The sequence below is a fragment of the Actinoplanes sp. CA-142083 genome (assembly GCF_050942195.1).
Lineage (GTDB): Bacteria > Actinomycetota > Actinomycetes > Mycobacteriales > Micromonosporaceae > Actinoplanes.
In genome coordinates this window covers 7699011-7721862 of record NZ_CP192076.1, presented here as the reverse complement: position 1 = coordinate 7721862, position 22852 = coordinate 7699011, and the positions used below count along the sequence as shown (strand labels likewise).

Here is a 22852-nt window from a genome sequence, read left to right as displayed (position 1 = left end):
GACTTCGGAGCGGCTGAAGAGCTTGCGGCGGCGGATGACCTCGTGGATGAGGACGACGACGTTGTTGACGAGATCAGCGCGGACGCCTCCGATGTCGAGGGGCAGCCTGACGACGAAGAGGTGCGGTCGGGGGCGGAGATCTCCGATGATGACGACTACGACGAGGCCTTCGAGGGGACGAATCCGCCCGGCTACTGGTCGTCGCCCGACGGGCCCGTCTCGCCCGACGAATCGGAAACTTCCGACTTGGGCGAGGTCGACGATGACGAGCGCGAAGAGTCGGCGTTCGGCGGTGTGGGGGACCAGCCGGTCAGCGTCGATCAGCCGTTGGCGAACGGGGACGAGCCGGAGCCTACGGCCGGGGAAGTCGGGCCTGAACTGCCTTTGCCGGAGGCCGTCGAAGACGCGGTGGAAGAGGCTGAGGACGAGGGCGGGCAGCCGGCCGACGCGCCGTTGCCGGTGGATGGGGATGACGCGGGGGACGTCTTCGACCAGGCGGCCGACGATGACGTCAGCGATGACGGGGTTGATGACCTGCCGTTCGGGGACGGGGAAGACGCCGGCGAGGACGATCTCGACGAGGGGGCCGGCTCGAGCGGGGACGTCGCTGACGAAAAAGGTCCGTTGAGCACGCTGCCGGCGGCGGGCGAGCTTGGGGCGGCGGGGCGGTCGGCGAACGCGGTTCCTGAGCAAGGGCGAAGGAGGAAGGACCCCGCTGCTGCGGTTGAGGACTCCGGATCCCGTACGGATAATGATCTTCCTGAATTGACCGACGACGGTGAGCTGGCCGCGGCGCTCGAGGCGATCCTGCTTGTTGTCGATGAGCCTGTGGCGGAGATGCAGCTGGCGCAGATCCTCGAGCAGCCCACCGAGCGCGTGGGGGCGATGCTGGAGGACATCTCGGCGCGGTACACGGCGGCGGGACATGGGTTTGACCTGCGGCGGGCGGCGGGTGGCTGGCGTCTCTACACGCGGCCGGAATATGCGGCTTACGTCGAGAGGTTCGTGCTCGACGGGCAGTCGGTGCGGCTGACGCAGGCGGCGCTCGAGACTCTCGCGGTGGTTGCCTACAAGCAGCCGGTGACCCGGTCGCGGATCTCGGCCATCCGCGGCGTCAACTGCGACGGGGTCATGCGTACGCTTGTCACGCGCGGACTGATCGAGGAATGCGGCATCGAGGGCGAAACGGGTGCTCACCTGTATCGCACCACGCCGCTGTTCCTCGAGAAGCTCGGCCTCAACTCCGTTGACCAGCTGCCGCCGCTCGCCCCGTTCCTGCCCGACGATGTGGAAGAAGTACTCGATGCCCCAGGCTGACACCGCCGAACGCCTCCAGAAAGTGCTGGCCGCCGCCGGTGTCGGGTCCCGCCGCGCCTGCGAAGATCTGATCTTCCGGCGGCGGGTCACCGTCAACGGCAAGGTCGCCAAGCTCGGCGACAAGGTGGATCCCGCGACCGCGGAGATCCTCGTCGACGGGCAGCGGGTGATCACCGACACCAAGCTCGTCTACATCGCGATGAACAAGCCCCGCGGCGTCGTCACCTCCCTCGACGACGAGAAGGGGCGCACCGAGCTCGCCGACTTCCTCGGCCAGTTCGACCAGCGGCTCTTCCACGTCGGGCGCCTCGACGCCGACAGCGAGGGGCTGCTGCTGATCACCAACGACGGCGAGCTGACCAACAAGCTCACCCACCCGTCGTACGGGATCTCCAAGACCTACCTGGCCGAGGTCATGGGCCCGCTGCCCCGCAACGTCGGCCGGCAGCTGCTCTCCGGGGTCGAGCTCGAGGACGGGCCGGCGCGCGCCGACGCGTTCAAGCTCGTCGACGCGCTCGGCAAGACCGCCCAGGTCGAGATCGTGCTGCACGAGGGGCGCAAGCACATCGTCCGCCGGATGATGGACGCCGTCGGGCACCCGGTCACCCGGCTGATCCGCACGGCGGTCGGCCCGATCCGGCTCGGTGACCTGCGGCCGGGCGGCTTCCGCCACCTGTCGAACGCGGAGATCGCCGCGCTCTTCAAGGCCGTGTCACGGGACGACGACTAGCTTTCCGACGGTGTGCTCCCGGGTGAAGTCGCGCATCGCCCGGGCGCCCTCGTCGAGGCTGTATTTCCTGGTGACCGCCGGGGTCAGGTTAGTGATCTTGTCGACGCCGCTCTCCATGTCGAGCACCAGCTCGAAGAGGACGTCGTCGCGGTCGATGAACTCGGGCTTCGGGGCCGGGAACGTGATCGTGTAGAGGCGGCCGCCTGGTTTGAGGCTTTTGGCCGCTTCCTTCAGCTCGTTGGTGGGGAGTACCAGGTTGAGGATCACGTCTACGTCGCTGGGGTATTCGCCGTAGCCGGTCGTTTCGGCTGTGCTGATTTTTCGGATAAATCGGTCATCGCCGGGTTTGGCCGTGGCGATTACTCGCTTTGCTTTGAGAGCCGGCAGAAGCGTTGTGCCCACGCCGCCGGTCGCGCCGATGACCAGCACCGTCTCGTCGGGCTGGATCTTGGCCTGGGCGAGCAGGGCGTTGACGGTCAGGCCGACGGTCGGAAGGGCGGCCGCGGCGATCACGTCGAGCTGCGGTGGCTTTATCGCGATAAAGGGTGTGTCGGCCTCGAAGACGGCATATTCCGCCAGGGTGCCGGTGGTCAGGCTCGGCTTCGGGAACGGCAGCATCCCCGCCATCGCCCGCGGAATCCCATGACCAAAAATCAAATCCCCCATCTCGTACGACGTCACGCCGTCCCCGATCTCGGTGACCGTTCCCGCGAAGTCGCAGCCGGGGACGTGCGGGAACGTCAGGTCGACGAGCGCTCCGCTTGCCACCCGCGGGTCGATCGCGTTCAGCGAGGCCGCCTCGATCCGCACCTGGATCTGGCCGGGCCCCGCGTGCGGCGTCTCGATCTCGCCGACCGTGTATTCGCCGTACTTCTCGACCAGCACAGCCTTCATCGCTGCTCCCTCTTCACGCTTAAGCGGACCGTGCGGTCACGTTAGGCATAAGCGGACCGGGCGGTCAACTTGTTAGGGTCGCGATGTGACCCGTGCCCTGCGAGCCGACGCCGCGCGCAACCGATCGCTGCTGCTGGCGGCGGCGGCCGCGGAGTTCGCCTCTCGCGGCGTGGACGCTTCGGTGGCGGATATCGCCCGGCGGGCCGGGGTCGGGAAGGGAACGGTCTTCCGGCACTTCCCGACCAAGGACGATCTGCTGGCCGCCGTGGTGCTGGATCGGGTTGACTCGCTCGCGGTGCTGGCCCTGGATTTGCACGTCGCTTCCGACGCAGGGGCGGCGCTCTTCGAGTTCCTGACGGCGGCCGCGGACAAGCAGCAGCAGCTCGACTTCTCGTTCCTGCGCGATGCCGGCGAGATCAACGACCGGCTCGCATCGGCGCGGGAGCGGCTCTTCGCGGCGATCATCGCGCTGGTGGAGAGGGCGCAGGCCGCTGGGGCGATTCGGCGCGATATTTCGGGCATGGACGTGATTTTGCTGATGTGTGCGCCGGCGCACGTGGTCAGCTTCGTCCCCGACGCGCCGCCGGAGCTGTGGCGGCGCTACCTCGGGCTGATCTTCGACGGGCTGCGGCCCGAGGGAGCGCATCCGCTCGGGCCGGCGGGCGTCTAGTGCCCGTCTAGCGCTTCCTAGCGGCGGAACAATGCCGGCTCGGGGGTGTTCCCGTCCTCCGACTTCAGGGCCGCCAGGACGGAGGCGTACATCCTGGTCTTGATGGTTTGCAGTGCCGGACCGGCCTTGGAAGCGTGCTGCTGAGCGAGGGCCACCGCACGCTCGCGCACCTCAGGCTCGCTCACCGCTTCGTCGACGATCTGTTTCCCGTACGCGTCAATGCCGCCGAAACGACGGGCCGTGACCATGGCCTCGTGGGCCGTCGCCGGCGTCAGCCGCGACTGGATCAGCGCGCTCATGCCGACCGAGAACGGGATGTTGATGTCGGCCTCGGGCAGGCACCAGAAGCCGCGGTCGGCCCGCATCACCCGCAGGTCGTGGCTGAGGCTGAGCATGGCGCCGGCGGCGAACGTGTGGCCCTGCAGCGCCGCGACGGTGACCACCGGCAGGCTGAGGAACCGGGCGAAGAGCGCGTGCACCGAGGTGATGTAGGTCGCGAACTGGTCGGGATGCTCGCCGAGCCACTCGAGATCGAGGCCGTTGGACCAGATCTTGCCGCTCGCGGTGGTGACCAGCGCGCGCGGGTCGTCGCCCTTCTCCACCTCGGTCAGCAGGTCGTTGACGCTGGTCATCCAGTCGGGGTGGAAGCGGTTCTCGGTGTCGCCGAGGTCGAGCACGAAGACGGAGTCGTGGCGGTCGAGCGTGGGCATGTTGTCGCTCCCTCCATTATTACTCGCGGGTAACATACCCTAGTTCGTCGATGGTTTCTACGGCGGGCACAATGGGAGGGTTGGTCGGGCGGGCGAACTCGGGAGGAACGGTGGCGGAAGAAGTGCGGCCGGAGAAGTGTGTGGTGGCCGTCGACGGGCCCTCGGGTTCCGGCAAGTCCACTGTTTCCCGGCGACTCGCCGCCGCCATCGACGGGGTGTACCTCGACACCGGCGCGATGTACCGCGCGGTGACCTGGGCGGTGTTGCAGGCCGGCGTCTTCTTGGATGATGCCGAGGCCATCGCCAAGGTCGCTCTCTCGACGGAGTTGTCGATCGGGACCGACCCGTCTGCTCCGCACTTCGCCGTCAACGGGGTCGCCGTCGACGGCCCGATCCGGGGGCCTGAGGTGACGGGCGCGGTCTCGGCGGTCGCTGCCGTGCCGGCCGTGCGCAAGCACCTCGTGGCACTCCAGCGGGCGATCATCGCCGGCGAGCCGCGGATCGTGGTCGAGGGCCGGGACATCGCCTCGGTGGTGGCGCCCACCGCCGACCTCAAGGTCTATCTGACGGCGTCGGCCGCCGCCCGGGCCGCTCGCCGCAGCGCCGAGGACGCCACCGACGTGGCCGCCACCGAGGCCGACCTGGCCCGGCGGGACAAACTGGACTCCTCGCGGGCGGCCGACCCGTTGCGGCAGGCGTCCGACGCCCTCGAGGTCGACACGACCGGCATGGGGATCGACGAGGTCGTCGCGTACCTTTTGAAGCTTCTCAACAGCAAGGTGAGTCAGTGAGTGACCTCTCCGCCGAGGATCTGGATTTTTCGGAAATTTCCGATTCCGCCTCGGCTGGCCCTGTCCCGGTTGTCGCCGTCGTCGGCCGCCCTAACGTAGGCAAATCCACCCTGGTCAACCGCATCATCGGCCGCCGCCAGGCGGTCGTCGAGGACGTGCCCGGCGTGACCCGCGACCGCGTCCCCTACGACGCCCAGTGGAGCGGCCGCCGCTTCACCGTCGTCGACACCGGCGGCTGGGAGCCCGACGCCCGCGACCGGGCCGCCGCCATCGCCGCCCAGGCCGAGATCGCCGTCCAGACCGCCGACGTGGTCGTCTTCGTCGTCGACGTCACCGTCGGCGCCACCGATGTCGACGAGGCCGCCGTCAAGATGCTGCGGCGCAGCCACAAGCCCGTCATCCTGGTCGCCAACAAGGCCGACAACGCTTCGCTGGAAATGGAAGCGGTGTCGCTCTGGTCGCTGGGCCTCGGCGAACCGCATCCCATCTCCGCCCTGCACGGCCGCAGCTCCGGCGACCTGCTCGACGACATCCTCGCCGCCCTCCCTTCGCCTCCCCCGATCGTGGAAGGCGGCCCGCGTGGCCCTAGGCGGGTCGCGCTGGTCGGCCGCCCGAACGTCGGCAAGTCGTCGCTGCTCAACAAGCTCTCGAAAGAGGAGCGAGCGGTAGTCGACTCGGTAGCCGGCACCACCGTCGACCCCGTCGACTCGCTCGTCGAGATGGACGGCGAGGTCTGGCAGTTCGTCGACACGGCAGGCCTCCGTAAGCGCGTCAACCAGGCCTCGGGGACCGAGTACTACGCCTCGCTGCGGACGGCCGGCGCCGTCGAGGCCGCCGAGGTGGCGGTCGTGCTGCTGGACTCCTCCGAGGTGATCAGCGAGCAGGACCAGCGGGTGCTGTCGCAGGTGGTCGACGCCGGGCGGGCCTTGGTGATCGCCTTCAACAAGTGGGACCTGGTCGACGCCGACCGCCGGATCTATCTCGACAAGGAGATCGACCGCGAGCTCAAGCGCATCCCTTGGGCCGTCCGGGTGAACATCTCCGCCAAGACCGGCCGCGCGGTAGACAAGCTCGCGCCGGCGCTGCGCAGGGCTCTCGATTCGTGGGAGCAGCGGGTGCCCACCGGAGCTCTCAATCAGTGGTTGACGGCGCTGACGCAGGCCACGCCGCACCCCGTCCGTGGCGGCCGCGCGCCGCGAATCTTGTTCGCTACCCAGGCCGGGGTGGCGCCGCCGCGGTTCGTGCTCTTCACTACTGGGCCGCTTGACGCCGGGTATCTGCGCTTCATCGAGCGCAAGCTCCGCGAGGAGTTCGGGTTTGAGGGGTCGCCCATCGAGCTGTCGGTGAAGCCCCGGAAGAAGACCGGACCGGGGGGTCGCGGAAAGGCCCACGGGTAGGGCATGTAGGGTGTAGAAGTTGCCGCGCGGTGGTTGGTTGCCGGGTGGCATCGGGCTGTAGCGCAGCTTGGTAGCGCACTTGACTGGGGGTCAAGGGGTCGCAGGTTCAAATCCTGTCAGCCCGACTTTGTGAAAGGCCAGCTCAGCTGGCCTTTTTCATTTCCTCCCGTGAATGCCACCGGATCTTCACGACACGCATTTTTGCCCGAACGCGCGTACGGTTTATCGGATCGTCGTTGATCGCGTCCTTCCTGGGGGCCGGTGGGGGAGTGCGGCGTCCGGGCTCCACGCGAGCGCACGCATCCCGAAAGTGGCATTGAGCAGGTATTCCCTCCCGTGATCCGCCGGCCGTCGGCTTGTGCCTGTGACCTTGAGTATCGCGGTTGTTCGATGTCCACTCTGGATGATCACGACACATCGGTGACACGAACGCTCGTACGGTGATCTTGACTCGGCCGCCCGGGCGCGGGTCGTAGCCGGCGGCCACGGCGAATGCCTGGCGCTTGCCCACCGGTGGGCGGCGTTCAGACGGCCGGCGCCTGTCCCGGTCCTCGTGGCGGCAGCTCACATCGTGTCTCGCCAAGGTGCAGATCGCCCGTGCGGTTGTCCTGACCATGGCTTCATGATCCTGCGCGGAGGTGGGCCGCGGTGGTCTCCGGTGATCCCGTGGCTGTCGCCGTTGTGCCGACTGAACGCCAGCCAGCCGTTGGCGATGCCGGCGGTGGTGCAGTGGGGCGTGAACCAGGTGGATGGCGGCGGGAGTGCGAGCCGGAGCAGCGCCCGAAACACGTCGGCTACAAACGGTGATGTCGAGGTAGCCGGCGACGTCCGGATTTGGTAGCCGATGAGAGTAGGCGCCAAATAGGATTCCCCGGCAGGAAGTATATCGATAGAAGAGAATTTATTGACCGGGCGGTGCGGCAATTCCCGGGAATGCGTGCAGCCGCTGCCCCGTCATCGTACATTCGTAGCATGGGGCAGCCTGGAATTCCGCAGAATACTGACTATCTGATCCATTTTTGTGGCCGAGAGAAGCATCGCACAACCGGCAACGTTCCTGAAAATATTGTCCATATGTCACCCTCGGGACGCCTCGACTCAATCCTGACATCAGGGGAGATTCTCGCGTTCCCGCAACACTATGGGGGGCGTCCTGTAGTCTGCTTCTCCGAAGCCGGACACGATCTTGAGCATGCTCGATTTCTGGTTGGGAAATGTGGAGTACAGCCGTGGGGGATCGGATTTAAGCGTGGCCTTCTAGCGAGAATTGGGGCGGGTCCAGTTCTATCACTAACCTCCGAAGGTGACGATGCACTCATGGGACTGCTCCGGCAAAATCCCGGAGACCTCGGCGTTGACACGCTTCGAGCGTTCTGTTCGCTCTATCTACCGAACCCTCACCCTGGCTCCAATCCATCTGACTGGCTATGGTATCGAGAATGGCGCCTACCCCGGGCCAGTGAAGCGGATGCATCATGGGGAATGCCATCTCCAAGTTTTGAGGTTGCAATCCTTATCGGGGATCCGCAGTGGACTCCTTCAGCTTCGGGTGGCGATCTCCCTGAGTGGTGGAACCAGGCGCAGAAATTCTCTTGGAATGCCGAAAATTTGTCATTCGATGCCGTTGTCTGATTGATCGATTGCCGGAAGAGCGCATCTTGCAGAAATGCTTGTATGTGCTCACGGCCCCTGGTGTGCCTGGCTCACCAGCGATTCAAATCCCACTCCGGCCCGCAACGCGCTCTCATGCCGCCAATAGTGTGCGGTCCTGGTCCGGTCCGAGCGCTGAGGTGGTCCCCGGCCACATAGAGGCTGCGGCGCTGGCAGACTCGTCACGTGCCCGATCCCGCTCGCGAACTCGCTGACCTCCGCGCCTGGCTCACCACGGCTCTAAGAATGACTAGCAGAGAACCGGGACCCGCGGGTCTGACAGTTCTTGCAGTTCCCTCGGATCGTGAGTTACTCGATGAAGTTCGGCGGCTTCGGGCGCTGGCCGACACCGCAAAGGGTACGGACGGTCAGGTTGCGGGGTGACGTCCTCTTCTAATAGGTTCCGTCAGCCTGCTGGTGCAGGATGGCTCCGGTAGCGGCCGGCGGGTCAGCACTCCACTCATTTGACCTTGTGAGGTCTTGCGGCAGACCGTGCGCCTGTTGGTCGTGAGGAGATGAGACAGCTGATGAGATGACGTGCCCCGCTGTGGTGTGGTGAGCACTTGGCTATTAGATCGCTGGCGTCTCCTCCAGGCTGCTACCCGGAAGTTGTCGGAGCGGGAGGTGCAGCTTGATCTGGGTCGGAGACGACTGGGCCGAGGACCACCACGACGTTGAGATACAAGGCGAGGACGGGCGCCGGCTGGCCCGGGCGCGGCTGCCCGAAGGTCTCGAGGGCATCACTCGCTTGCATGCGTTGATCGCGGAGCACATGCCGGTGGCCTGGGCGGACTTGGAGCCGGGCGAGGCCGCTGGGAGGGTGCGGATCGGGATCGAGACCGACCGCGGCACCTGGGTGCAGGCATTACTCGCGGCCGGCTACCAGGTATATGCGATCAACCCAATGTCATCGGCCCGGTATCGAGAACGGCATTCCACCTCGGGCGCGAAGTCCGATCAGGGTGACGCGCACGTGCTGGCCGAGATCGTCCGGCTCGATCACGCCCACCACCGGCAGGTTGCCGGGGACAGCCCGATCGCGGAAGCGGTGAAACTGTTGGCCCGGGCGCATCAGAGCCTGATCTGGGACCGCACCCGGCAGGTGCTACGGCTTCGGTCAGCGCTGCGAGAGTTCTTCCCCGCTGCCTTGCAGGCATTCGAGGATCTGGCCGCTGGCGAAACTCTGGAGCTGCTGGACCGGGCCCCGGATCCGGACCGGGCCGCCCGGCTGCCGCGGCTCACGATTGTCGCCGCGCTGCGCCGGGCGGGTCGCCGTGACCTCGAAGGGCGGGCCACAGCGATCCAGCAGAAGTTGAAAGCCGACCAGCTACGTCAGCCCCGGCCAGTGCAAACCGCCTACGCGGCGATCGTGTCGAGCCAGGTCCAGCTGATCAACATTCTGAACATCGAGATCGCCGAGCTCGGGCAGGTGGTGGCCAACCATTTTGGCCGGCACCGGGACGCTGAGCGCTACCTGAGCCTGCCCGGCCTCGGGACCGTGCTCGGCGCCCGGATCCTCGGCGAGTTCGGCGACGACCCGCACCGCTACGCCGACGGCAAAGCCCGCCGCAACTACGCCGGCACCTCACCAATCACCCGCGCATCCGGCAATCGGCGGGTGGTGCTCGCCCGCTACGCCCGCAACCGGCGCCTCGCCGACGCGGTGCACCAGTGGGCGTTCTGCGCGATGCGCGGCTCACCCGGCGCCCGCGCCTACTACCAGTCTTTACGTGACCGCGGCACCGGACACCAAGCCGCCCTACGTCAGCTCGGCAACCGCCTCGTCGGCATCCTGCACGGCTGCCTCAAGACCGGCAGAACCTACGACGAGACCACCGCCTGGGCCCATCTGCAACCCAATACTTGACTTTGAAAAACATGGGATGTCTGCCGCTGATCGCTCTTCGAAGGGAGTCGCGTTGTCGCAGATCGTGACGGCCTCGCGGTCTGCTCAGGAGCGCGAAACAAGGATGCGTTCATCGACGTGGAACCTCGTCCGACCACGCCGATCCTCGACGTCCGATCGCAACCGGATGAGCTAGACCCGGTTGTCGGCAGGATCTACGACCCACTCGAGCACATCGCACGGAATCTCGACTTCCACGGGAAGCGTTCCGGGCGCTAGCCGGTCGCTGTCGTCGAAGATGGGAACCTCGTCGACGAGCACCGCGACCGTGCCGTCCGACTCATGCAGGTGTACCTCTACCCAGCCCGGCCAGTCGATATCGATCCATCGGACAGCCTCCGCGCGAACGTAATGCACATGCCGATCATCCGTTGACCGATAAACGCTCGGCAAGGCGGGCCCTCCGGCCGTGCTCCATCCTGATCTGCCGCTGGGCGTGCGTATGTCCGCCGCTACCTGATATCCACGGTTACTCAAGACGCAAGGAGCAGTCAACGCCCAGATCTGGTGGCACCATTGAACCATGGCTGCTCGGGCTGACAACTACGCATGGTTTCCCGCTACGACGGGCGAACTCGCAAACGCCTACTGCGTCACTCTGGTCAGAGGCGTAACACCAGACGCAGTACTAAGTCGCCTCAAGAGTAAAGACCAAAGGACCATCCGAGGGATCGACGAGCTGGTCCAACTGGTCGGTGACCACGACGCCGGTGACTTGGCTCTGATCGGCGTAACCGAAGTACGCGGCTGGTCCTTGATGGTTGAGCCAAACGGCTTCATCGGCGTCAGCCCGCGGTACAGCAAGCTGCTTTCCGCCGGCACCCTCCTGGTGGCACACTATCTCAATGTCAATTTGCAGGACGAATTCGTAGTCGCCGAGGATGGCACGATAACCGCCGCAGTCGAACCTTCGGCCCCCGGAACCCTGCACGGACCGAAGGCCGACCAGCTCGCGGATGCAATGAGGTCCGTTGGCTACGACCTCACCGGCGAGACTGAACCCGGCTATAGGTTCGAATTACTCGCGTTCGCATTAGCGGAAGAATTGACGGGCCTGCGCCTTCAAGAGGATGATGTAGTCGGAGCCACTTATCTGGGCGGCTACGCAAAGAAACCGTAGGTCGGATTATATCCGTTTCGATTACCCGCCAACGCCGGCAGCGTCCCTTGCCTCTCGCCGGCGTGGTGCCTGAACGCCGACGGAACTGTCGACCATCACCCTGGGACACGGGGACCGGCAACGTGGCTTTGGAGGTCTCCACCAGCACCGTTTGTAGGTCAGTGCTGACACCACCCGGACCAGGAGAGCACCCTAGTGTTGGTGGGAGTTGACCCACCCTGGCGGGCGCGCAAGCGGAGCGAGTCCGAGCAGATTGAGCGGAGGTGGGCGCATGTCGGCGACGAAGCTCCTGGTACTCGGTATCGTGCACCTCTCCGGCGGCGCGCATGGCTGCTTTGTGGCTTGGGCCACACCCCCGAGCACGTCCGCGATCAGGCCGAACTGTGGGCGGGACACGCACGCACCGAACTGGAGTGGGCGAAGAACCTGAGCAAACGACTGTCTGAGGGCGCCTACACCATGGCCGATGATCCGGGTTCGTGGCGAACGGTCCACGATCCCCTCAAGATGCGCTTCTAATCAACCTTGACTAGACCTTTCCTCCTCGCGTACTCTGGCCAAGTAATCAAACTGGACTAGCTCAACCAATCCGTTCGCAACACCGAGAGAAGGAATCGAACCCATGGGAAGCTCGCGATCGAGACAAGCAGATTGAGCGGAGGTGGGCGTATGTCGGCGACGAAGCTCCTGGTACTCGGTATCGTGCACCTCTCCGGCGGCGCGCATGGCTACCAGGTGCGGTCCGAACTGCAGAGCTGGGGTGCAGAGATTTGGGCCAAGATCAATCCCGGCTCGATTTATCACGCGCTGAAGAAGGCGGCGGCTGATGGCCTCCTCACCGAACACGCCGAGCCGGGCAACTCCGGGCCGGAGCGTGTTCTGTACCGCGCGACAGCTCGGGGACGTGACGAGATAGTCGAACTGGTCCGCGACGGTCTGCGGCGCACCCATGAGCCCACCATGCTCGACGCGGCCATCGCCATGTTGCCCATGCTGACCAGGACAGATGCCATCGCGCACGTTAACGAGCGGGTCGCGCGCCTGGAAGCGGAGCTCGTAGGGCAGGCCAAGGGGTGGGAGAACCCGAACCCCGACATTCCCGAACACGTCCGCGATCAGGCCGAACTGTGGGCGGGACACGCACGCACCGAACTGGAGTGGGCGAAGAACCTGAGCAAACGACTGTCTGAGGGCGCCTACACCATGGCCGATGATCCGGGTTCGTGGCGAACGGTCCACGATCCCCTCAAGATGCGCTTCTAATCAACCTTGACTAGACCTTTCCTCCTCGTGCACTCCGGCCGCGTAGTCAAACTTGACTAGCTCAACCAATCCGTTCGCAACACCGAGAGAAGGAATCGAACCCATGGGAAAGCTCGCGATCGAGACGAGAGGGTTGAAGAAGAGCTTCGGCAAGACCCACGCGGTCGCCGGTGTCGACCTGGCCGTGAGCGCCGGGGGCGTGTACGGCGTGCTCGGTCCGAACGGGGCGGGCAAGACCACCGCGATCCGCATGCTCGCCACGCTCCTGCGCCCCGACGCCGGAGAGGCGCAAGTGCTCGGCTACGACGTCGTGCGTGACGCCCGGGCGGTGCGGAGCAGGGTGGGCCTCACCGGGCAGTTCGCGTCGGTCGACGAGGATCTCACCGGGGTGGAGAACCTGTTGCTGCTCGCCAGGCTGCTCGGCTACTCACGCCGCCGAGGCAGGGAGCGGGCGGCCGACCTGCTCGACGCGTTCGGTCTTGCCGAGGCGGCTGACCGGCAGGTGAAGAAGTACTCCGGCGGGATGCGCCGGCGCATCGACATCGCGGCGAGCCTGGTCGTCACCCCCGAACTGATCTTCCTCGACGAGCCCACGACCGGGCTCGACCCGCGCAGCAGGAACCAGGTCTGGGAGATCGTCAGGGGCATGGTCTCCGAGGGCACCACCGTGTTGCTGACCACGCAGTACCTCGACGAGGCCGACCAGCTGGCCGACCGGATAGCGGTGATCGACCACGGGAAGGTGGTCGCCGAGGGCACGAGCGGCCAGCTCAAGGCATCGGTCGGCGCCGGCTCGCTGCACGTACGGCTACGTGCGCCCGAGCAGCGGGCCGAGGCCGAACGGGTCCTCGCCGGCGTCCTCGAGGTGCCGGCCGAGCCCTCCGCCGACCCGGCCGCGCTGTCCGCGCGGATCTCCGACCCCGAGCGGGTCGCCCGTTCCCTGGCCGAGCTGTCCCGCAGCGGCATCGACGTCACCGAGTTCGCGCTCGGTCAGCCGAGCCTGGACGAGGTGTTCCTCACCCTGACCGGACACGCCGCCGAGGAGACACCCGAGGAGGATGCCGCATCAATGCCACGACCGCGGAGCAGGCGTCGCCGCCGGTCACCGAGGACGCGCTGCGCAGTGTGCTGTTGGCCGGTGAGCGCCCGCCCCGACCCGGTCCGGTGAGCACCTCGTTGACATTCGGCTGGCGGGCCCTGCTGAAGATCAAACACGTGCCCGAGCAACTCGTCGACGTGACCATGTTCCCGATCATGTTCACGCTGATGTTCACCTACCTGTTCGGCGGCGCGCTCGCCGGGTCGACACAGGAATACCTACAGTTCCTGCTGCCCGGCATCCTGGTGCAGGCGAACGTCATGATCACCATGAACACCGGCATAACGCTGAACACCGACATCCAGAAGGGGGTGTTCGACAGGTTCAGGTCACTTCCGGTGTGGCGACCGTCCCCGCTGGTCGGCGCCCTGCTCGGCGATCTGGTGCGCTACTCGATCGGGTCGGCGATCGTCATCACGCTCGGCCTGGTCCTCGGGTTCCGGCCGGAGGGTGGCGCCGTCGGCGTGGTGCTCTCGGTGGTGCTGCTGCTGGTGTTCTCGTTCTGCCTGTCGTGGCTGTGGACGATGCTCAGCCTGATCCTGCGCACGCCGAACTCGGTGGCGGGAGTCAGCATGATGGTGATGTTCCCACTGACGTTCGTGAGCAACATCTTCGTGGACCCGAACACGATGCCCGGATGGCTTCAGGCGGTCATCGAGGTCAACCCGATCACCCACCTGGCGACCGTGGTACGCGGCCTGATGCACGGCTCGGTGCCCGCCGGGGAAATCGGCTGGGTGCTCGTCTCGTCCGTACTTCTCGTCGCGGTCTTCGGTCCCATCACCATGGTCCTCTACCGCAACAAGAAGTAGATGCCGCTACCGCGAGCACTTGGTCGACATCAACTCCGACAACCCGGCCCACTCGGCCAACGCCATCACCGGTACCAGGCCCGGACACGACAAGGAGAGACGCATGAGCACCATCCCCAAGAACAACTCGGAAACCGTTGCGCACACGCCCGGGCGGGCGAGCAGCATCGGCGTCTGGATTCTGCAAGTCGTGCTGGCGGCGATAATCGCCAGCGGCGGAATCTCGAAGCTCGCCGGCGACCCGGTCATGGTGGACATGTTCGCCGACATCGGGGCTGGCCAGTGGCTCCGGTACCTGGTCGGAGCGCTGGAGGTCGCGGGAGGGGTTGGACTTCTGATCCCGGCTCTGGCGGGCCTGGCCAGTCTCGGGTTGGCGGCATTGCTGACCGGTGCTGTCATCACCGATCAGTTCGTGCTCGAGCAGAGCCCTTGGCTGCCGCTCGCCTTACTCGTCGTGGCGGCCGTGATCGCAAGGACGCGGTGGTCGCGCACCGAGGCCGTCGTCGGCACGCTGCTCAGGCGCTGAGACAAACCTCTCGAACGGAGATGTGAGATGAACGAGATGGCCTTTCGCGTGACATCAAACGATGGCACCACCATCGCCTACGACCGGAAGGGAAGCGGCCCGGCCGTCATTCTGGTGGGCGGGGCACTCGACGACGGAGCCGAGAACGCTCCCTTGGCGCCGGCACTCGCCGAGCACTTCACGGTCTACAACTATGCCCGTCGGGGACGCGGCGCGAGCGGCTTCACCGAGCCCTACGCCGTGGAAAGGGAGATCGAAGACCTGGATGCGTTGATCGCGGAGGCGGGCGGCTCGGCACACCTGTTCGGGGCGTCCTCAGGCGGCGCGCTGGCGCTGGAAGCCGCCGCGGCCGGGTCAGCCATCGACACGATCGCCGTCTGGGAGGTGCCCTACGCGGTCGGGGACGACATACGCCCGCGATTCGAGGAGTACATCGCAGACACCCGACGCGCCTTCGACGCCGGGCGAGATGAGGAGGTTCTCGAACTGTTCATGCGCATGACCGGCGCCTCCGACGACAACATCGCGGCCAGGAAAGCGGCAGGCAAGCAGACGGCGCATTGGGCGCATTCGGTCGCCCTCGCGCCCACGCTGGTCCACGACAGCGTCTTCCTCAACCGCTACCAATTGCCGGCCGATCGACTGGCAACGGTCACCCAACCGGTCCTGGTCACCACCGGAGGCCCGATCACGGTCCCTTATATGGCAGGCCTGCCCTCGGACTTCTTCGACCGCGCAGCCGACGAGCTTGCAGACCAATTACCCCACGCTCAACGGGAGACCCTCGAGGGGCCGGATCACGTCGTCGACCCACAGACCGTCGGCCCGCTGTTGCTACGGTTCTTCAGCAGCGAACACTGAGGGGCCCGCGAGGTGTTGCGGGAATACCGATTAGGCACCGCGCAAGCAGATCTTCGTCGCGCCAGGGACACGGGGCGGACAGGTAGTGTCGAGGTTGATGTCGTCGGCGGCATCACAGGCCTGATCCTGGGCGTGCTCGTCACCAACGTCTTCGTCACCACGCAAGGCCGGGCCGTCGTACTGACCTGGGCTTCAGTGGGACTCGACCTGGCCTACTTGCTGCTCATCGGCTCCGTCGTCGGTCGTACCCCGCATTCCGGGCCGACTCAGTACCGCCCACCGAAGCCCTGCGCAGCACATGACCAGGCACCTCGGTAGGGCCAGTGATTCCGGGCTGTGGTCGCATGCGGTCACCGTTCCCGGGCGGTGGCCCGGTGCCGAAAGTCGAGCCCACGGCGTACCGAGTGGTGATCGACGACTGGCTGCGCTCGGACCTCGACGCGCCGCGGAAGCAGCGACACACGGCGAAGCGGATCTTCGATCGACTGCTTGACGAACATGACGGGGCCGGGGTGGTGTCGTACTGGATGGTCCGCGAGTACGTCGCCACCCGGCGCCGCGAGATTTGCGTCGAGGTCGGACGGGAACCTGCCAACGCGTTCATCCCGCAAGAGCACCTCCCGGGCCGCGAGGCCGAGGTTGACTTCGGCGACGTCGCCATCCGCCTGCGCGGCGAGCTCGTAACCTGCGCGCTGTTCAGCCTTCGGCTCTCCTACTCGGGCAAGGCCGTGCACAGGGTCAGTGCCTCGGCTGGGCAGGAAGCCTTCTTCGAGGGTCACGTCCACGCCTTCAACGTGCTCGGCGGGGTGCCGACCGGGAAGATCCGCTACGACAACCTCAAGGCCGCCGTCGCGAGCGTGATCGGGTTCTCCCGCCAGCGGGTCGAGGCCGACAGGTGGACCGCCGTCCGTTCCCACTACGGCATCGAAGCCTTCTATTGCCAGCCCGGAATCCAAGGTGCGCACGAGAAGAGCGGCGTCGAGGGGCAGATCGGCTGGTTCCGACGCAACCACCTCGTCCCCATCCCAGAAGTCGACTCCCTCGCCGAGCTCAACGCTATGGTCGACGCCTGGGACGAAGCCGACGACGCCCGGCGGATCGGGTCCCGCGCCCGCGCGGTCGGGGAACACTTCGCCACCGAGCAGCCACTCCTCGCGCCCCTTCCGACCGAGCCGTTCGAGACCGGCCGCTGGTTCACCCCGCGCGTGGACCGGTACGCCCAGGTCACGGTCCGGATGAACAAGTACTCCGTGCCCGCGCGCATGGTCGGCCGTCAAGCCCGGGTGCTCCTGAACGCCAGCGACCTGGTCGTGTTCGACGGCAGGACCGAGATCGCCCGCCACGAACGGCTCATGACCAAGGGCTCGACCCGGGTCGAGCTGGACCACTATCTCGAGGTCCTCCTCCGCAAACCGGGCGCGCTACCCGGTGCGAAAGCGCTGGAGCAGGCCAGGGCATCCGGGCGGTTCACGCCCGTTCACGACGCCCTGATTCTGTCTGCGAGAACGAGAGCCGTCTGTAAGCGAGTTTCAGAGCCAGTTGGGGCCGGTCGGCATGATCAATGTCGGTGAGTTTGAGAGCCACCCACGTGTGAGTCAGATGTCGGCCGGGCGCTTTTCCCGCCGGGTCAGGTCGGGATTTCCAGACGTCGGCGGGTGAGTGCGAGCATGTCGATCAGCCAGCCGGGCCCGCCGGTGATGTCCCTGGCTTGCAGGAGGGCGTCGACCTCGTGGCGGACTGCGGGACCGGTGCCAGTGAAGAAGTCCTCGCAGATTTCCAGCAGTAGCGGTAGCAGGTCGTCGTAGGGTTCGTCAGTGTCCATGAGGCGGCCGGTTCAGGATTGCGTGCGAGCTCGGGTCTGGGCGAGGCGGTAGGAGTCGGTGCCGGTCTCGATGATGTTGCCGCCGAAGGTGATCCGGTCAACTATCGCGGCGCAGAGCCGTGGATCGGTGAAGGTCTTTGTCCAGCCCGAAAACGACTCGTTGGAGGCGATCGCGACGGACGCCTTCTCCTCACGTTCGGTGAGAACCTGGAAGAGGAGTTCGGCGCCGCGTTTGTCGAGTTCCATGTAGCCCAGTTCATCAATGCAGAGCACGTCGACGCGGCCGTAGCGGGCGATGGTCTTGGCGAGGATCTTGTCGTCTGCTGCTTCGACCAACTCGTTGACGAGTTTGGTAGCCAGCACGTAGCGGACCCTGAAGCCGGCCATCGCGGCTTCGGTGCCTAGGGCGATGAGCAGGTGGGACTTGCCCGTGCCAGAGTCGCCGATCAGGCAGAGCGGTAGTCCCTTCCTCACCCAGTCGCAGGTGGCGAGGGTATGAACGACTGCGGGGTCGACGTTCGGGTTGGCGTCGAAGTCGAAGGTGCGCAGGCTTTTGTCCCGCGGGAACGCGGCGGCTTTGATCCGGCGTTCGGAGCGACGCCGGGCCCGGTCGTCGCACTCGGCCATCAGCAGTTCGGCGAGGAAGCCGCGGTAGGTCATCTGGTCGCGGGCGGCGGCCTCGGCCAGCTCGGTGAACTGGGAGCGGATGGTGGGCAGCCGCAGCAGCCGACAGGCGGAGTCGACGGCGGCGTCAGCGGCCTGCTCGGTGAGTCCTCGGTGTCGTGTCATGAGCCGGTCCCTTCGACGGTGCGGCGATGGCGGAGGAGTTGGTCGTAGGCGATGACCGTGGGCAGCGGCCGCCGGTCGGGTGGCAGCTGCGCCAGCCGCCGCTCGGTCAGCGACACCACGTTCCCGGCCGGATGCCGCATCGTCGGGCCATCGGTGGGCCGATGGTCGTCGGACTCGGCGAACTTGCGGGCCTCCAACGCGACCGCGTCGGCGGTGAGTGCGCCGGCGCGGACCGCAGTGGCCAGGCCAGCGACCACGTGCTCGTGGGGCATATGCCGGTGCAGCAGCAGGACCTCGATCAGTGCTCGGGTGCCGGCGGCGTCGCCGTGGACTCGGCGGACCGCTTCCCACCAGGCGTCATGCACTGGCGTGAACTTGCCCGCCGCCCGCGCCTGCTCCAACGCGGTGGCCCCGGGCAGCGCGCCGGGCTTGCGCAGGAGCGCCTCCAGGTAGTGATCGAGATCCAGTCGGGATCGGGCCTTGGCCATCAGCCGTTCGTGCCGGGCAACCTCGGTGCGGCCGTCGTAGACGACGAGGTCAGAGGCGTGCAACTGGACCCGGACTTGCCGACCGACCAGGCGAACCGGCACTGAGTAGCGGTTCGTGCGGACGGTGACCTGACTGAACCGGTCGACCCGCTGGGTCAGCCAGGTGCCGGTCTCGAACGCCTCGTCCGGTAGCGGTGCCAGTTGTGGCTGCTCGACGGCGAAGTGCTCGCCGACGGTGTGCGGGCGGGTGCCGATGCGTCGGGCGTCATCAGCGGCATCCCATTCGCCCACCATGGCGTTGAGCTGCTCGAACGAGTCCACTTGCGGAACCGGGACAAGATGATTGCGGCGGAACCAGCCGATCTGCCCTTCGACCCCGCCCTTCTCGTGAGCGCCCTGCAGGCCTGGCTGACAGTAGAAAGCATCGATGCCGTAGTGGGATCGGAAGGTGGTCCATCGGGCCGTCTCCACCCGCTGGCGGGAGAAGCCGAGAACTTGGGCGACTGCGGCTTTCAAGTTGTCGTACCGGATCTTGCCGGTCGGGACGCCGCCCAGCGTGGTGAACGCGTGGGCGTGGCCTTCCAGAAACGCTTCGCTGCCGCCTGAAGCGAAGATCCGGTGCACCGCCTTGCCAGAGAACGACAGCCGCAGCGAGAACAACATGCAGGTCACCGGCTCACCCCGCAGGTTTATCACGACTTCACCGAAGTCGACCTCGGCTTCCTCGCCGGGCTGGTGTGTCTGCGGGAGGAATACGTTGACCGGGCCGCGGCCTGCCTCGGCCCGGATCTTCGGCTTGCGTTCGGCGACGTAGCCGCGGACCACCTGGTAGGAGACGCCGTTCATGCCGTGTTCGTCGATCAGCCGATCGTAGATCCGCTTCGCGGTATGCCGTTGCTTGCGGGGCGCGTCGAGATCCGCTCGAAGGATGACGTCGACAGCGGTCTTGAACGGGTCCAACACCGACGGCCGTGGCGGCAAAGGCTTGCGTTCGCGCGGCCCGGCCATGCCGACGCCAGCGCGTCGCTCACCGTGTGCCGGCTGACCCGGTACTTGGTCGCGATGGCGCGTCCGGACATGCCCGCCCGTGAGTCCCTGCGGATCGCCGCGAACAACTCGACCTTCGACATCCGCGGCATCGGCGGACCTCCGTCCCGACCAGCCGATGCTCCCACCCTCCCGGTGGCGCCGAAACTCGCCGACATCGAATCCACCCGATCGGGACTACCTTCCGGTGGCGCTCAAACTCAGTAACAAACCCAAGGTCAGTAACACTGGGCAAGATCAACAAAGCCGTTTGATTCCGTGACGGTTTGATATTGGACCATCGACGGCCTATCGGCGGAACGCGGCTCGGGTTGCGGCTACGGTGGAGCGGAAGTAGTCGGGTGGTTGGATGAACCACCACTCGTCGAACGGGGAGCCGTTGAGGATCGCGCGTCGGTAGCCGAAGCAGGTCAGGTAGAGCGTTCGGATATACATGAGTGCTTCGAGGCGGTCGAGTTCGTCGTCGGTCAGCTCGACGTGCCGGCGGTAGGCTCCCACGGCGGCGTCGATGCGTTCCTGGTCCGGCCGCCTCGGGTTCCATGAGCCGGTGCCCCAGATCAGGTAAGCGAAGTCGGCGAGGCGTGGCCCACGACCCGATGCCTTCCAGTTGATCGCGACCGGCGCTTCCTCGTTCAGGATGACGTGATCGGGTGCGTGGAGCAGGTTTCCGTGCAGCAGCCCCTCGGGAAGACCGTCGCCGTCATCGGCCGAGCGCACCTTGTCCCTGAGCCGCTCGAACCGTTCGCGCTCAGCGTCCGGCACTTTGGTATCCACGGCGTCGAGGAACGCGAGCGCGGCGAGCAGGTCCTGACGCGGTGCGCCCTCACGGCTCGGATCCTCCCCGCTCGCTCCGCCCGGTCGCTTTATGGACTCCTCTTGCGGCAGGGCGTGCAGCCGTCCGAGCAGGTCACCCATCATCGCGAACTTCTCCGTGCTATCGGGAAGCTGGCCGCCGTGGACGAACCGGGTCACGAGCACGGAACTGCCGTCGAAGTCGGACACGGGGTCGTCGACCGCGAGGCGCTCCGCGGGATAGTCCTGTCGCTGCAGAAACCGCAGGATCGCCGCGTCGCCCTCGACACCTGACTTGGGGCGAGCGGGCGGAAAGGCCCGTGCGACCCACGGCTCGCCGTCCCTGCGGTCGATGCGAAAGACGTAGGTCTTGTGCACGCTCAGCTTCGTCGCCGCGACCGGGTCGATGGCGTATCGACCCCGTAGATGGGCGAGCAGCCGCTCTCCAGCGGGCTCGTGATCCATCCGCGCGCCGAGACCCTTCAGATCGGTCAGCGCCTCGGTGTAGCGCTGACCGGTATCCTGCGCATGGTGGCGAACGACCTTCTTGAAACTGCCGTCCTTCGTCATGGGAAAGCCTCCTCTTGACACCCTCGCCCCCCAGCGGCGCAGTGTGCAGAGATGGCCTGTAACGTTCGACGACCGTGAGGGCAAACTCCCCTTCGCCATTGGAACCCCTGCTGGGGCGGACGTTCCAAAGCTCGGCGTCCGGTCGACGCCGTCCAGAGCAGTCTATCAACCTCGCATAGCCGCGCACGGCTCGTCGCTTGGTTCGACTGACAACGCTCAACGCCCACGCCACCAGGTGGCGCTCGAACTCAGCGACACGAGAATGACCCCAGCGACTGCGGCGCTCGCTGCGAGCGACATCTGGAGCTCGAACTGACATACAAAACCAACGCCCGGTGGGCCGCGGCCTGCAAGGCCCGCGGTGACGCCGACGGCACCCGTGCCCTCATTGAGGTCCTGATGCTGCACCGGCACCTTCCACACGACCACGTCGTCGCCGGACTCGCGACGGCGCTGCGTGCAGGCGCGCTCACCGCGGACGCTGTCGCGTTGGAAGCGCGCAAGTACAACGACACAGCAGATGGCGGAGCCGACGACACGACAGCGGACCACCAGTACCTGATGAGCGGCGACAGGGCACGCGGAGAAGGCGAGATCCCTGCCGTGCGATCGCTGACCGAGCGCCGGCTCCGCGCCCACATCCCGGCCGACACTCGGCAACTGCCGAGCGTGGAGAAGTACGACCAGCTGTTGGCCAGCCGACGTGACACCCCGAACGAAGGAGCCGCACCGTGACCACCAAGCGCCGTGGACTGACCGAAGAAGCAGCCGACGCCGCGATCGACCAAGCGTGCCGGATGCTGCGAATGCCCACCATCCGCAACTCCTTCACCGACTATGCCGACCGGGCAGGGCGTGAGAAGATGTCTTACCGCGGGTTCCTCGCCGAACTATTGCTTGCCGAGTGCGACGATCGCGCCCGACGCCGGTCCGAACGCCGGATCAAGGCCGCCAGTTCCCTCGCGAGAAGTCCCTGCGGGCCTTCGACTTCGACGCCAACCCCAACATCGATCCCGCCGTGATCCACACCCTCGCCAAGTGCGAATGGGTCCAGAAGGGACAGCCGCTGTGTCTGATCGGGGACTCCGGCACCGGCAAGTCCCATCTGCTGATCGCACTCGGCACCGAGGCCGCAGTGGCCGGCTACCGGGTCAAGTACACCCTGGCGACCCAGCTTGCCAACGAGCTCGTCGAGGCCGCCGACGAGATGACGCTGGCGAAGACCGCCCGCTACGGCCGCGTCGACCTGCTGTGCATCGACGAACTCGGCTACTTGCAACTCGACCGCCGCGGCGCGGAACTCCTCTTCCAGGTCCTCACCGAGCGTGAGGAGAAGGCCTCGGTCGCGATCGCGTCCAATGAGTCCTTCGGCGGCTGGACCAAGACCTTCACCGACCCCCGGCTATGCGCAGCCATCGTCGACCGACTCACCTTCGGCGGCACCATCCTCGAGACCGGCACCGACTCCTACCGTCTGGCCCAAGCCACAAAGCAGCGGACAACCTGACACCCGTCAGGCGCGGAAGCGGTGTCGACGCAAACCAACATCCGCGACACCGACACGTGCCCGGCGGTCTCAGAACTCGCCAATAAAACGG

Annotated in this window: 22 protein-coding genes, 1 tRNA gene and 1 pseudogene; 17 read left to right on the top strand and 7 right to left on the bottom strand. The window is 66.3% G+C overall.

The window, feature by feature from the left end; all coding sequences use genetic code 11:
* The first annotated feature begins 294 nt into the window (after nt 1–294).
* Nucleotides 295–1317 (top strand): SMC-Scp complex subunit ScpB, encoded by a 1023-nt coding sequence (scpB, locus tag ACQPZX_RS35235; protein ID WP_433385590.1) that lies wholly within the window; start codon nt 295–297, stop codon nt 1315–1317.
* Nucleotides 1286–2047, top strand: a complete 762-nt coding sequence (locus ACQPZX_RS35230) for a pseudouridine synthase (RefSeq protein WP_433365122.1) — start codon at nt 1286–1288, stop codon at nt 2045–2047. Before scpB ends, ACQPZX_RS35230 begins: the two co-directional genes overlap by 32 nt.
* Here the strand turns inward: ACQPZX_RS35230 and ACQPZX_RS35225 are convergent.
* Nucleotides 2030–2941: an NADP-dependent oxidoreductase gene (locus ACQPZX_RS35225; RefSeq protein ID WP_433365119.1), complete on the bottom strand. Its 912-nt coding sequence runs from the start codon at nt 2939–2941 to the stop codon at nt 2030–2032. The two genes, ACQPZX_RS35230 and ACQPZX_RS35225, sit on opposite strands and share 18 nt — an antisense overlap.
* An 85-nt stretch (nt 2942–3026) precedes the next feature.
* On the opposite strand from ACQPZX_RS35225, the gene ACQPZX_RS35220 reads away from it, so the two are divergent.
* Complete coding sequence (locus tag ACQPZX_RS35220) at nt 3027–3611, top strand: TetR/AcrR family transcriptional regulator (RefSeq protein ID WP_433365116.1); 585 nt, start codon at nt 3027–3029, stop codon at nt 3609–3611.
* A gap of 17 nt (nt 3612–3628) precedes the next feature.
* Here the strand turns inward: ACQPZX_RS35220 and ACQPZX_RS35215 are convergent, their stop codons facing one another.
* The gene (locus ACQPZX_RS35215) at nt 3629–4321 is read right to left on the bottom strand and encodes an enoyl-CoA hydratase-related protein (protein ID WP_433365113.1); all 693 of its coding nucleotides are present in this window, start codon (nt 4319–4321) and stop codon (nt 3629–3631) included.
* A 110-nt stretch (nt 4322–4431) separates the two neighbouring features.
* Between ACQPZX_RS35215 and cmk the strand changes: the two genes are divergently transcribed.
* From cmk to ACQPZX_RS35195, 4 genes are all read left to right on the top strand, one after another.
* The gene (cmk, locus tag ACQPZX_RS35210) at nt 4432–5112 is read left to right on the top strand and encodes a (d)CMP kinase (protein ID WP_433365110.1); all 681 of its coding nucleotides are present in this window, start codon (nt 4432–4434) and stop codon (nt 5110–5112) included.
* Between the two features lie 20 nt (nt 5113–5132).
* Nucleotides 5133–6509, top strand: coding sequence for a ribosome biogenesis GTPase Der (der, locus tag ACQPZX_RS35205; RefSeq protein WP_433385587.1), 1377 nt, complete (start codon nt 5133–5135; stop codon nt 6507–6509).
* A 51-nt stretch (nt 6510–6560) separates the two neighbouring features.
* Nucleotides 6561–6634 (top strand) — tRNA-Pro (locus ACQPZX_RS35200).
* 2156 nt (nt 6635–8790) lie between these two features.
* The gene (locus ACQPZX_RS35195) at nt 8791–10026 is read left to right on the top strand and encodes an IS110 family transposase (RefSeq protein ID WP_433365107.1); all 1236 of its coding nucleotides are present in this window, start codon (nt 8791–8793) and stop codon (nt 10024–10026) included.
* Nucleotides 10027–10197: 171 nt separating this feature from the next.
* Here the strand turns inward: ACQPZX_RS35195 and ACQPZX_RS35190 are convergent, their stop codons facing one another.
* Nucleotides 10198–10422, bottom strand: coding sequence for a hypothetical protein (locus ACQPZX_RS35190; protein ID WP_433365105.1), 225 nt, complete (start codon nt 10420–10422; stop codon nt 10198–10200).
* Between the two features lie 166 nt (nt 10423–10588).
* Here ACQPZX_RS35190 and ACQPZX_RS35185 point away from each other — a divergent pair, with 166 nt between their 5' ends.
* The 7 genes from ACQPZX_RS35185 to istA (ACQPZX_RS35155) all read left to right on the top strand — a co-directional run bounded on the left by ACQPZX_RS35185 (nt 10589) and on the right by istA (ACQPZX_RS35155) (nt 17317).
* Nucleotides 10589–11185, top strand: coding sequence for a DUF6461 domain-containing protein (locus ACQPZX_RS35185; protein WP_433365102.1), 597 nt, complete (start codon nt 10589–10591; stop codon nt 11183–11185).
* 669 nt (nt 11186–11854) lie between these two features.
* Nucleotides 11855–12448, top strand: coding sequence for a PadR family transcriptional regulator (locus tag ACQPZX_RS35180; protein WP_433365099.1), 594 nt, complete (start codon nt 11855–11857; stop codon nt 12446–12448).
* 103 nt (nt 12449–12551) lie between these two features.
* The gene (locus ACQPZX_RS35175; protein WP_433365096.1) at nt 12552–13616 is read left to right on the top strand and encodes an ATP-binding cassette domain-containing protein; all 1065 of its coding nucleotides are present in this window, start codon (nt 12552–12554) and stop codon (nt 13614–13616) included.
* A complete protein-coding gene (locus ACQPZX_RS35170; protein WP_433385584.1) occupies nt 13514–14359 on the top strand; it encodes an ABC transporter permease in 846 nt (281 codons plus the stop codon). Before ACQPZX_RS35175 ends, ACQPZX_RS35170 begins: the two co-directional genes overlap by 103 nt.
* Before the next feature lie 103 nt (nt 14360–14462).
* Entirely contained in the window at nt 14463–14885 is a 423-nt protein-coding gene (locus tag ACQPZX_RS35165; protein ID WP_433365093.1) for a DoxX family protein, read from the top strand.
* 27 nt (nt 14886–14912) lie between these two features.
* Entirely contained in the window at nt 14913–15746 is an 834-nt protein-coding gene (locus ACQPZX_RS35160) for an alpha/beta fold hydrolase (protein ID WP_433365090.1), read from the top strand.
* A 374-nt stretch (nt 15747–16120) separates the two neighbouring features.
* On the top strand, nt 16121–17317 hold the full coding sequence (gene istA / locus ACQPZX_RS35155; RefSeq protein WP_433365087.1) for an IS21 family transposase: 1197 nt from the start codon (nt 16121–16123) through the stop codon (nt 17315–17317).
* Nucleotides 17318–17373: 56 nt separating this feature from the next.
* Here the strand turns inward: istA (ACQPZX_RS35155) and ACQPZX_RS35150 are convergent, their stop codons facing one another.
* From ACQPZX_RS35150 to ACQPZX_RS35135, 4 genes and pseudogenes are all read right to left on the bottom strand, one after another.
* Complete coding sequence (locus ACQPZX_RS35150) at nt 17374–17568, bottom strand: hypothetical protein (protein WP_433365084.1); 195 nt, start codon at nt 17566–17568, stop codon at nt 17374–17376.
* Nucleotides 17569–17580: 12 nt separating this feature from the next.
* Complete coding sequence (gene istB / locus ACQPZX_RS35145; RefSeq protein WP_433365082.1) at nt 17581–18357, bottom strand: IS21-like element helper ATPase IstB; 777 nt, start codon at nt 18355–18357, stop codon at nt 17581–17583.
* Nucleotides 18354–19975 (bottom strand): annotated as a pseudogene (gene istA, locus ACQPZX_RS35140) (IS21 family transposase). Before istA (ACQPZX_RS35140) ends, istB begins: the two are co-directional and overlap by 4 nt.
* Nucleotides 19976–20180: 205 nt before the next feature.
* Entirely contained in the window at nt 20181–21254 is a 1074-nt protein-coding gene (locus tag ACQPZX_RS35135) for a phosphotransferase enzyme family protein (protein ID WP_433365079.1), read from the bottom strand.
* A gap of 399 nt (nt 21255–21653) precedes the next feature.
* Here ACQPZX_RS35135 and ACQPZX_RS35130 point away from each other — a divergent pair, with 399 nt between their 5' ends.
* From ACQPZX_RS35130 to ACQPZX_RS35120, 3 genes are read left to right on the top strand one after another with little or no spacing between them, the layout of a single operon-like run.
* Nucleotides 21654–21989 (top strand): transposase, encoded by a 336-nt coding sequence (locus tag ACQPZX_RS35130; protein WP_433365076.1) that lies wholly within the window; start codon nt 21654–21656, stop codon nt 21987–21989.
* Nucleotides 21986–22276, top strand: coding sequence for an ATP-binding protein (locus tag ACQPZX_RS35125; RefSeq protein WP_433386080.1), 291 nt, complete (start codon nt 21986–21988; stop codon nt 22274–22276). The genes ACQPZX_RS35130 and ACQPZX_RS35125 overlap by 4 nt, the downstream gene beginning before the upstream one ends.
* Entirely contained in the window at nt 22159–22761 is a 603-nt protein-coding gene (locus ACQPZX_RS35120) for an ATP-binding protein (protein WP_433365074.1), read from the top strand. The genes ACQPZX_RS35125 and ACQPZX_RS35120 overlap by 118 nt, the downstream gene beginning before the upstream one ends.
* Nucleotides 22762–22852 lie beyond the last annotated feature (91 nt).